Source organism: Subsaximicrobium wynnwilliamsii, assembly GCF_007997225.1.
GTDB lineage: Bacteria > Bacteroidota > Bacteroidia > Flavobacteriales > Flavobacteriaceae > Psychroserpens > Psychroserpens wynnwilliamsii.
Genome location: NZ_VORM01000032.1, coordinates 37,588 through 49,142, shown reverse-complemented (window position 1 = coordinate 49,142; position 11,555 = coordinate 37,588). Strand labels below are relative to the sequence as shown.

The following is an 11,555-nucleotide window of genomic DNA, read 5'->3' as shown; positions in this document are numbered from 1 at the left end:
ACACTTTTACCTGCCTGCAGCAATTCTACCACAGTTGTTTTAAATTCATTGTCGAAATTTCTTCTCATAATACAAAGTTATAGTTTTCGGACTAGATAAATTCGTCACAGCAAATGTAGACACTCCAACCTGACTTTTCCAGTTGCGAATCAGTTTCTGAGGATCTTCGAAGGACACGTAATGCAAGTCGCCATAAACGCCATCGGCTTTATGTTGTTCAAATGCGGTCACAATGTTTTCAATGACCTTGGGATCTGCCAAATAATCGTCGGAATGCACGAACCCTATAACATCCCCGGTTGCCATTTGAATGCCTTTGTTAAGCGCATCGTAAATACCCTTGTCGGGTTCGGACGCATAAACGATATTGGCGTGTGCTTTGGCTTTTGATTCAATAAATCCAAGTGTGCCGTCCTTAGAATCCCCATCAATAATGACATATTCAATATCTTCATGGCTTTGACTCAGTACAGAGGCCATGCAATCGGGAAGCGTTAGTTCACTATCATAAGTTGCTGTTATTATGGAAACTTTCATGCTGTAATGGTTCGCAGCCTAATCTCTTTTGCAGGATTACCTTGATAAATATAATAAGGTTCCAAATTTTTAGTGGCTACAGATTTTAGTGATAAAATAGAATGGCTTTTACAGGTAATCCCTAATGGCACAATGGCTTGTGCACCAATCCAGACACCATCTTCCAAAGTTATAGGCGCAATCATTAAATCAAAAGATGTTTTGGTGTAATCATGACTTCCGCATAAAATCATGGCGCCTTGAGACAAGCAAACGTTCTTGCCTATAGTAACCTTTGCCACATTATCAATCCAGACATCCTCACCTACCCATGTATTCTCACCTATTTCCAAAAACCAGGGATATTTGATGTTGACCCGAGGTTTAATCACTACTTTGTTTCCTATTTTAGCACCAAATAATTTCAGCAAACTCCCTTTAAAAGAAGAAAAGGGAACCAATGAACTTCTAAAAAATAAAATATTAGTGATATACCATAAGCCCAGTTTCAATTTTGAGCCTGGATGATACCAAGAATTGTTGTATTTAGATAAATCTATTTCCATAAAATAAAACCAATTAAAAAATGAGCGCTTCTAAAAACTCTTTGTATATGATATAACCTACAATTAATATGAAGCATAAACTCCACAATAATCTATTCGAATGGGATGTTTGTTTGGGAATATTGGCGACACTTGGTTTAATTGTTTCAATACTTCTATTTTCATCATCGCTTACTGAAACTATTGTTTGATTACCTATAAATGCTGTCGCAACCGCATAATCGCCATCATGTGAAATAGAAATAGACGCGTAGTCACACACGGGCATGCCTTTATCTGTATGATTTATAATAACGTCTTGCCGAGCTATACCTGTTGCCTTAAACACTGCCTCTTTAGCCGCGAAGATGCCGGCAAATGACTCGATTGGATTTGATTTTTTCAAACAATAGCCAATTTCAGTTGCACTAAAGGTATCTGTATAAAAAGGTTCTTCCCAAAAATCTTTTACCTTCGGAAATTTATCGAGCTTTTGGATATCTGTGCCAATAGCCAAAGTTTTTGAATTTTCTTTTTTCACAGTGTTCTCCATAGAAACACTTGTAGCTACTACAGGACGAGCTGCATTGCCAATAAGCATGTTGATTGACGTTGGTTCTTTATCCCAAGTAACGCCAAGTTTAGATAATTCAGCAGTAAAGCGGTCTAATAATACCGATGAAAAAACATCGGTAGAAATCACACTGTCGCTATTCTCAATAGACTGATTGGATAATTTGGTATATAAGCTTTTGATTTTTTCTTCCATTAGAACCCATTAAAACAATTAGAACAAATTTGACCTTCCTCTTTAGAATTTGCAACCTTTATAAAATAAATTTTCCCATTAAGATCGTCGGCAGCGGTTCTCAAACATTTATAACATTCGATGTCTTCTAACGCTGTTAAATTTTTATCATACTGACCTTGATTGAATCTAGTTTCCAATCTCATTTTGAGATCGTTTAAAAACTTAGAGACTTCCAAACCGTTAGAAATACGATGATCAAAGGCAAGCTCTATATTGAATGCATTATTTACCAATCCGCAAATACCCAATATAGCTGCGTTGTTATAATTTACCAATGGGTGAAAATTTGAGACACCAGTGGCGAACAAATCGGTTATAGTAAAAGTGGCGGCACTAATTTCTTCTAAGCTTAGATTGTTATTGTTATACTTTAATGATAAATCTGTTATGTTTTCCTCTATATCATGGAGGTTTTTATCGTCACATTTTAAAATACTCCCAACTTTTAAACCATTGGTTCCGTTATCTAACGCCACGCCAACATTAATGCTTTGATGTTCAATCTTGCTGTTGCTTTCAAAATAGGAATTAAGATTGGGATATTTAGTCAGCAACCTAGAGACCTCATAAACAATAACGGGCAATGGTGTAGAACTGATAAAATTTTGGGACTTTACAATAGCCTTTAAACTGGCTTCAATAGGAATGCTAAGCCGAGAAACCAAACCACTTGAATTAACAGAACTCAAGTAATTCATTTCATTGAGTTTCTGTTTCCCTAAGACAACAGTCTTGGAGCGATTGTCACTTTTCTGCTTTGATACTTGTACTATTTCAAATTGTCGATTGTTGTTTTGACGTTTCGTATTAGGGTTTAGGAAATTTTCAATATCGTTAATTGTGACAAACTGCATCGATTTGAAATCCGCAACATTTATATTTTCACGTTCAATACGAGCTTTTGCCTTTTTAGAAAACTGGGTTTCAAATTCTAAAATCTCCACTTGCCTTTCTGAGTTTGATTCGACGGAATCACTTTCAGCATTTTTTACAGAGACTTTCATTATATTTAATTCGTCTTCCGGGATCTCTTCAGCAAATATTTCAAAAAGCGTCTCACCAATCATGACTTCTTGATCTACTAGGCATAAAATTTTGATATATCCTTCACTGCTCGAAATAATTTCCAATTGGGCCTTGGATGTTTCAATTTCCGCCAAAACATCATCCTCAAAAACCTGCTGACCATCTGTAACCAAAATCTGCGTTACAATTACACTGTCATCATTTACAGAATCAACCTGTGTTTTTATTGTTTCAATTAATTTATTCATGCATCAACGCCATTTAGGTTACTGTAGATATTAGCTTTATTTATCAGTACTGTATCTTCCAATGATTTTGCACTTGGAATACTTATTCTTTCTGAAGCGATTGCCTTTAAATTTAGATTGTTAAAATTTTGAGCCAAATAGGAAATAAAATAATCGCCCACGGTACCTCCAGAATTCCCTTCTTCAACAAATAGAACAGAACTTGCGTTTTGCAAAACTGTTTTTAATAAACGTTTTGGGATTGGATCGATCTTGGTTAAAAGCAACACCTGCACCAAATTATCGTATTCATAAAAGTAATTTTCTATATTGTTGATCACAACATCTGCAGAACCTCCATAAGTGATAATGGTGGTTTTTGCATGGTCTGAAGTTGGCCTTATTAGGATTGAAGGCAATGCTTCAATCGACTGCAGCATCTCATAACCATTGGGCAAGCTTATTGTGCTGTTTTTAGCATAATCCACTTTATTCTCTATCAACAGCGACGGATGTTTTCGCTCGTAGAGATAATTCAATATAATATCAGGATCCAAATACCTATTGGAGGCACAAATCTCAAATGCATCCATCCCGATATAATGTTTTTCTATACTTTGGCTATGGGTGGGTCCGTATCCACGACCACCACCCATAGGGGTTCGAAAAACCACAGGGCAGGTTACCTTTTTGTTATACATATTATAGATCTTGGAAGCGTGATTAATCATTTGATCAAAGGCCAAGGCCGTAAAATCGCCAAACATGAATTCGGCAAAAGGCTTAAACCCATTTAGGGCCAAACCATTGGAAACGCCAGCAATCAATCCTTCAGAAATAGATGTGCCAATCACTTGTTCTGGAAACGTATCGCTAAGTCCTTTGGATACTTTAAACGCCCCGCCATAAGGATCCATAATATCCTCACCTATAAAAATAACTTTTTTGTCTTCCAACAGTTTTTTGAATGACGCATTCATTTTTTGCACTAAACGCCCTTTTTTGGTTTCGTAGGGAGAAAATTCTACATCTTCCCTGTACTTTTCTTCTTGTTCAGCATAGTTGTAGTCTTCAATAGACAACTCGTCTTCCGTTAAGGCCGTTTCGATAAATTTATCGATCTCAGCCTGTATTTTATCATTTTCTTTTTTGAAATATTCTGGATCATTTTCCGCAAGAATATTTAAAAAATCATTTTTTGCGTTAGTTTCAATTTCAGATTGATCTCGATCGTCATCACCCTTTGAATGAGCTTTGAGCCGGTAAGTATCGACCAAATGAAATATTGGCTTCTTATTGGCTCTTACCCAATCAATGGAAGCCTTCGCCTCATCAATGATATTCGCGGTTTCTCCCGATGTGGATGAATTTCTAAACTCGATGCCAAAAGCCTTCGCTCGTAACTCAATTGAGCCGGCAAGATTATATTCGATTGGAGTGGATTGTGCGTATTTATTGTTTTCGCAAACTACGATCACTGGGATTTCCTTTTTGCTTATAAAGTTCAATGTTTCATAAACAACACCTTCTCCCAAAGTACCATCACCAATATAAACCACGCCAATAGCATCATTCTGTTTCAACTTATTCCCCAAAGCAAAACCCGCCGCCATGGGCATGATACCCCCTTGGATCCCATTTGAAAAGAAGTTATATAGTTGTAAGTGTTGGCTACTTCCAACGCCACCACAAACACCATCTTTTTTTCCTAATAATTCCAACATTAAAGGTTTCCATTCGTTAGTGTAGGCGATAAAATGTCCGTGACATCGGTGATTTGAAAAGACAAAATCTGTTTTTTTTAATTGGCCAGCAAAAGCGAGCGCACTCAGTTCTTGACCAATACAAGTATGAACGGTACCATTTAGATGCCCTTGACTGAATAAATCGAGAAAAGTTTGTTCAACATTCCGAATGCGAATCAAGGTTTTTATGAGTTTATGACTTATCGTGTTTTTTTCCATAGGTTTTAGTAATTCTAATTTAAATGTCTTTTAGAAATTCAAAATTCATTAAATCAATTTTGCAATAGTTCGTCAAAATAAGTAATGGTTTTCCTCAAGCCTTCATCCAATTGCACTTTTGGCTCCCATCCATTGAGTTCCTTTTTAGCTAAATCTATTACAGGTTGACGTTGTAAGGGGTCGTCTTGTGGTAATGGCATGTAAACCAACTTGGATTTAGAATTGGTTAACTCGATAATCTTTTCAGCCAGTTCCAGCATGGTAAATTCGGTAGGGTTGCCAATATTTACCGGGCCCACAAAGCCATCTCTGCTGTTCATCATTCTAATGCTGCCTTCGACCAAATCATCTACATATTGAAAGCTTCGGGTTTGGTTGCCATCTCCAAAAATGGTAATGTCCTTGCCTTCTAATGCTTGCACGATAAAATTAGAGACCACACGGCCATCATGGGGATTCATGTTTGGGCCGTAGGTATTAAAGATTCTGATGATCTTTATTTTGACGTCGTTCTGAATGTGGTAATCCATAAACAAGGTTTCTGCACAGCGTTTGCCTTCATCATAACAAGAACGCAAACCAATAGGGTTCACATTGCCCCAATAGGTTTCAGGTTGCGGGTGCACTGCGGGATCGCCATAGACCTCACTAGTAGAAGCCTGTAATATTTTAGCATTGACACGTTTTGCCAAACCCAACATATTAATGGCACCCATGACGGAAGTCTTAATTGTTTTTATGGGATTGTATTGGTAATGTACTGGAGAAGCTGGACAAGCCATATTATAGATCTCATCGACCTCTATCATATAAGGATTGATGACATCATGCCGCACCAACTCAAAATATTTGTTATCCATCAAATGCTCAATGTTTTTCTTGCTCCCGGTGAAGTAGTTGTCCAAACAAATGACTTCATTCCCTTCATTGAGCAAGCGTTCACATAAATGTGAGCCTACAAATCCTGCGCCTCCTGTAATTAATATGCGTTTCATATCTATTTTATGTTTTTTAATGCGTATCCGTTGAACGTCCTATTACGAACGACTGCATGACTTAGGACGAAAGAATAAATATGTTTCACTTTTACAATTGGTTCTATAAAAAATGAAGGTCAAACGTCCTTCGTCCATAAGTCTTAAGTCTTCCGTCCATCCTGCTAGTTTAAGCGTTCAAAAATAAGGCTTTATTTTGTTCCAGTACTTTAGGGTTTTCGATAACTTCCTTGGCGTAATGAAATGCCGCTTGAGACCACTTTGTGTAATTCTCATCATTCATAGTAATTGCGGTCTCAAATGCGCGAATGATAGTCTCTTCGTCGTTTAAATTGAGATCCCAGCCAACCGATTGACTCGTCAAATTGCGCCAAGGAGTCTGATCGGATATCAAAACTGGTATGCCCGCAGACAGCGCTTCTAAAATGGCATGCCCAAAATTCTCGCCTTCTGAAAGCAGCACAAAGAAATCATATCCACGCAATAGCTCTGGCACTTCTTCACTATCCAGAACGCCTTTGTAATTAACCTCAATGCTGTCGGGCAATGCTGCGATCACCGTTTGACATTTTTCCCAATAGGCAGTATCATAGATGGGACCGAATAGATCAAGAATCAAGGATGCTTTGACATGCCTCAGGGCATTGAGCATGGTCAAGGTGCCTTTCTCTATAGACACCCGCGCCAAGTTCACGAAGCGGACTGGATGCTGCTTTGAAACTTTCGGCTTAGCTGATGTGTTTACCGCTCTAGGTAAGTTAGGTGCCACCTTTACGTTTGTTGAACTCCCGATGATTTGCTTAATATAAATCGCTTCCTCTGTATTGGTGGCGTGAAATTGAATCTTTGTATAGAAGCGGAACCCTTTTGCAATGTTAATGAAAAGTTTCTTTTTGAACGGTTTTACTGAAAAGGCTTGTGGGTTCAGCATCCCTCTTGCAGAGACAATGATTGGCTTATTGCTCTTTTTTAGTAACATTACTGGTAGAATGGAAAAATACCAACTGTAGATGCCATTGATGTAGGCGAAATCAAATTCGGTGGTTTCGAAAAGTGTTTTTAGATGCGTTTTACTTAGATAGTCTGCTGAACAATAAAACACCTGGGTATAGGCATTAAAGCGTGTCCATACATTTGGGGTAATGCTTTCATAAGATTCGGTTGAACCAAAATCGGTATTTCGGGTGACGATATAAAACTCGAACCCTTCATTGAGATGTTCGATTAAATTAGCGTAAGAACGTACTGGGCCTCCAGATTTCGTGCCAGGGAGAAACCAGTCTATGGTAATTAAAATTTTTTTACGATGCAAGGCGCGAAGATTTAAGGGCTAACCGTTTATAGATGTACGGGTATAAAAATTTACGTACTAAAAAGAAAATTATAAAGGCTTTAATTAGATGATTTAAAACCATATAAAACTCGTTGCCCGGTCGTATGAAATAGCTAAAAATAAAAGGAAGCCACACAAGATCTATAGGGTTTTTTACAATATATTTTTTATAAAACCATAAACATACTTTAGCCATAAAAAACCCAAAGACAAACATGGAAACTAAAGTCCCATTAAAGCCAAAGTTTAAATAAAAATCACCAATAACGCCAACAGACATTGATGTTTGATCATTTAAGATATATCCTGTATAATGGTTATAACGTTCATAGTCATTTACGACACGCTTATTAGGCATTAAAAATCGAGGCATAATTGACGACAAAATGTCATCTTTTAGAGCACTTCCATTTTCAAAGTCAACATATTTTGGAACGTGATTAACGACCATCGACGTTTGCCAACCTTGATTGAGACGATGTACAGTTTGAACTATGGATTCATTATTGTCTAAATCAGAATCAAACGCGGCCGTAAAGGAATCTATCGAAATAAGATCAGTGAGAATTGCTACTTTACCTTGCCAACCTATTTCTTCCTCCCATGTATTTTCCCTATATTCCTGTTTTACCCCTTGATAAACAGATAAAAACAATATACCAATAGCTATAATCGTATATTTTAATTTGGTTGAAACCTCATATCTCAGACTATAGAACATTGCAAAAAACACCGTAAATACTATAAATTCAATTAGCATTGCATTTAGTATGGACGAGATGGCTGTTTGTAAAAAAATGAGCGCAATAATAATTTTATCTAATTTTTTATCTGAGTATATCAAACAAAAAACGCCGGGTGACTTTAGGATCACAAAAAAAGTAAGTATCGCCCTCAACGAATATGGAAGAAAAAATACTGCGAGATTACCAAATAGAGCAATAAGTAGAAAAGCGCGTCCTAGATTTGATGCTAATTCGCTGGAGACCGTAATCTCTAATTTTTTGAATTTATTTTTCACTGAAAACAACCCTATGATAAAGGCTAAGCAAGAAAACGTGGCAAAGCTAATGTATTCTTCCTTACTTATAGACATCGAGTTTAAGGGATCAATGTTATATTCCAACAACGGTGCAATCCCATATTGTAATAAATAAAGCACGATAACCAGATCAAAGAGAGGAAAGGACTTGCCTATATTCTTTATCAAGCGATACAGAAAAAAAAAGAAAAGAATTATTAATAGCGCTTCTGTCATATAAAAGCTTAAATCTTAAGCAAAAATGTTTGATGTTTACTTTTGAATTCTTGGAAAGAAAAGTACTGATGAGCGATAGTAATTGCCGATTTAGATTTGTGCTCAAACTCGTCTTGGTTATTCAAAATAGCACTAATGGCTTTTGCATGACCGTCTAAATCATGTGGTGAGATACAGTAACCGTTTTTGCTTTCAAAAATAGCCTCTTGCGAGCCATCTTGATTGCCCACAATTATGGGGGACCCACAAGCCATGGCTTCTAAAGGCGTTAATGGTATACCTTCTCCTCTTCCTTTACCTCGATCTGAAACTAAGCTAAAAACTCTTGAAGCTCTATAAAATTTAGGAAGATCCTCTTCATGTACCATCCCAGAAAAATAGACACGATTCAAAACATTATACTTTTCCGCTAACTTTTTCAAGAAATCAATCATATCTCCCTTACCAGCAAAAACCAATACCGACCTGGCATCTCCTTTAACAACCTTAGCGAACACTTCAATCAATCGCTCATAACCCTTGTGAGCGGCCGTAAAAGACAATCGTCCTAGACTCAATATCCAAGGATGCTCAATAGGATTTGGCAGCTTATAATGTTCATAAAAGTTATTATCTGCTGCTCCTTCAGCTGTAAACTTTTCTAAATCCACACAATCCCAAATCACTTCCACTGTGCCTCTTGGCCTAAATCCTTCATCTTCGGCATATTTGGCTGTGAAATGACAATCGGATATGACGTGAGTTACTTTTTTGAAACCCCTCTCTACATTTGGTCTCAACCCACTCCAGACTTCTAAGCCATAGATATTTAAAACACTCTTAACCTTGGTAAATAAATTGAAACGCACTAATATTTCGGTAAGGTTGATATGACCTAACCAAATAATATCTGGTTTCCAAAATAGGAGTGCAAATAATACTTTTAAAGTAAACGCTAACTTACTTGGAGTTGTTGCTCCCCAACCATGCCATGTCACTTTAAATTGCTCTTCAAAATCTCCTGCTTTTGGTCCCAATAAGGAATATACTCTTACATTATTTTTACCTGAAATTTCACGGATAGCTCTTATTTGATAACGATTGTAGCGACTTATACCTCCTTTATCAAAACATCCTGGAGATAAATAAAGTATTTTTTTCATTTCAATTAATTACTTTTAAATACTGAATTTGACAGCATCTGATCACTACTATTAACAGTGCTCATCACGCTAACCCATGTACCATTTGGAATATAGGATCCAGGCAGAATAACTGAGTTCAAACCGATAGCAGCATAATCTCCAACAATGACATTGCCAATAATCATATATTGATCTTCTAAGTTTGCCATGGAAGAAAATGAATAACGTTTTGTATCCTTTAAGTTCTCCAGATTTTTATAATGATGGGATAAACTGTAGATTTTAGATCCTGATGCAACTGTAACATTCTTACCTATTTTCACGCCACCATGCGCTTGTATTAAAGTAAAAGGAGCAATATGCACGCCATCTGAAATATTTAATTCTCCCCATTTGACTAAAGTTTTTCCCTTTTGAGAAAAATTTCTACCTGTTGAATTGAAAGCACCTCCAACCAGAATAACATTTTTATCAATCCAAATGTTACTGCCGAAAACCATAAATTCTGCATTTTCAAAAAATACACCTGGCTCTATAATTATTTTAGACCCACAAGTTTTAAACTGATGTTTATAATAAAGATATCTCAACTTAATACCAAACACACCACCAATATTCCGGATAAATGATTCGACAAGTTGCTTTACTAACTTAATCATCTAACAACTGTCTCAAAATTTCACAAATAAACTTAACTTGTTCTTCTTTTAAATCAAAATAGGTTGGCAGGTTGATGCCTTGTTGATAAATTTGATTCGTAACCGGAGTATCTGGGAATTCGTTTATGTAAGGCATTTGCGACATTGGATAAAAATAAGGCCTGGAGTCTACACCTCTTTTCTTCAACTCTACCATAAATGCATCTCGGCTTTCTAAATTCCAGCTCTTATTTTCTAAACAAATGAGCCAATAGGCATTTGTAGCCCAAGCATCTGTATTATTTAGGCTAACGCCTTTAAAATCTCCTAAATATGTTTTATACCAATCAAAAATCAATTGACGTTTGGCCATAAAATCTGCAACGCGTTCCAGTTGCGCACAACCTATCGCTGCCTGGATATTAGTCATTCTAAAATTAAAACCAGGTGCTGTATGCCAATACCTCTTTTCCTTGCTCATGGCATGATCTCTCAAATGCCGACAACGGTTATAAAAATCTTCATCATCGGTGGTAATCATCCCACCTTCTCCAGTGGTCAGGTTTTTGTTTCCGTAGAAACTAAAAGTAGCGCAATTGCCCCACGACCCAACACGCTTCCCGTTGACAGTGGCGCCATGAGCTTCGGCTGCATCTTCTATGACCCAAAGCCCATGTTTATTAGCTATTTTTAGGATCGCATCCATTTGTGCTGGATGCCCATATAAATGCACTGGCATGATCGCTTTCGTTTTAGGCGTAATCAAAGCTTCAATAGCATTAGGATCTAGACACAAATTACTAGGGTCTATATCTGCAAATACCGGTTTGGCTCCACAATGCAAAGTTGCATTTGCAGTTGCGATAAACGACAAATTCGGCATGATAACCTCGTCACCCTCTCCTATGCCATAAGCTGTTAAAGCTAACTGAATGGCAACTGTGCCATTTGATACACAAATGGCATATCTTGATCCGCAAAAAGCTGCAAACTCGGCTTCAAAACGATCAATATATTTGCCAAGACTAGAAATCCACGTAGAAGTTACTGCGTCATTAACATAATCTATTTCTTTCTGAGTAATAGACGGTTGCGATATTGGTATAAATTGATTCATT

The 11,555-nt window shown here is 37.0% G+C and carries 11 protein-coding genes; all 11 read right to left on the bottom strand.

The window, feature by feature from the left end; genetic code table 11:
• Positions 1 to 45 precede the first annotated feature (45 nt).
• Positions 46 to 537 (bottom strand): glycosyltransferase, encoded by a 492-nt coding sequence (locus ESY88_RS18625; RefSeq protein WP_147129053.1) that lies wholly within the window; start codon positions 535 to 537, stop codon positions 46 to 48.
• Positions 534 to 1,082, bottom strand: a complete 549-nt coding sequence (locus ESY88_RS18620) for a WcaF family extracellular polysaccharide biosynthesis acetyltransferase (protein ID WP_147086429.1) — start codon at positions 1,080 to 1,082, stop codon at positions 534 to 536. Before ESY88_RS18620 ends, ESY88_RS18625 begins: the two co-directional genes overlap by 4 nt.
• Before the next feature lie 13 nt (positions 1,083 to 1,095).
• The gene (locus ESY88_RS18615) at positions 1,096 to 1,830 is read right to left on the bottom strand and encodes a holo-ACP synthase (protein WP_147086428.1); all 735 of its coding nucleotides are present in this window, start codon (positions 1,828 to 1,830) and stop codon (positions 1,096 to 1,098) included.
• Entirely contained in the window at positions 1,830 to 3,146 is a 1,317-nt protein-coding gene (locus ESY88_RS18610) for a 2-oxo acid dehydrogenase subunit E2 (RefSeq protein ID WP_147086427.1), read from the bottom strand. Before ESY88_RS18610 ends, ESY88_RS18615 begins: the two co-directional genes overlap by 1 nt.
• Complete coding sequence (locus tag ESY88_RS18605) at positions 3,143 to 5,089, bottom strand: alpha-ketoacid dehydrogenase subunit alpha/beta (RefSeq protein ID WP_147086426.1); 1,947 nt, start codon at positions 5,087 to 5,089, stop codon at positions 3,143 to 3,145. The genes ESY88_RS18610 and ESY88_RS18605 overlap by 4 nt, the downstream gene beginning before the upstream one ends.
• Positions 5,090 to 5,142: 53 nt before the next feature.
• A complete protein-coding gene (locus ESY88_RS18600; RefSeq protein WP_147086425.1) occupies positions 5,143 to 6,084 on the bottom strand; it encodes a UDP-glucuronic acid decarboxylase family protein in 942 nt (313 codons plus the stop codon).
• Between the two features lie 169 nt (positions 6,085 to 6,253).
• A complete protein-coding gene (locus ESY88_RS18595) occupies positions 6,254 to 7,396 on the bottom strand; it encodes a glycosyltransferase (RefSeq protein ID WP_147086424.1) in 1,143 nt (380 codons plus the stop codon).
• Entirely contained in the window at positions 7,386 to 8,675 is a 1,290-nt protein-coding gene (locus tag ESY88_RS18590; RefSeq protein ID WP_147086423.1) for a hypothetical protein, read from the bottom strand. The genes ESY88_RS18595 and ESY88_RS18590 overlap by 11 nt, the downstream gene beginning before the upstream one ends.
• Positions 8,676 to 8,683: 8 nt before the next feature.
• A complete protein-coding gene (locus tag ESY88_RS18585; protein ID WP_147086422.1) occupies positions 8,684 to 9,817 on the bottom strand; it encodes a glycosyltransferase family 4 protein in 1,134 nt (377 codons plus the stop codon).
• A gap of 5 nt (positions 9,818 to 9,822) precedes the next feature.
• Positions 9,823 to 10,458, bottom strand: coding sequence for an LbetaH domain-containing protein (locus tag ESY88_RS18580; RefSeq protein WP_147086421.1), 636 nt, complete (start codon positions 10,456 to 10,458; stop codon positions 9,823 to 9,825).
• Positions 10,451 to 11,554: a DegT/DnrJ/EryC1/StrS family aminotransferase gene (locus tag ESY88_RS18575; RefSeq protein WP_147086420.1), complete on the bottom strand. Its 1,104-nt coding sequence runs from the start codon at positions 11,552 to 11,554 to the stop codon at positions 10,451 to 10,453. The genes ESY88_RS18580 and ESY88_RS18575 overlap by 8 nt, the downstream gene beginning before the upstream one ends.
• Position 11,555: the final 1 nt, after the last annotated feature.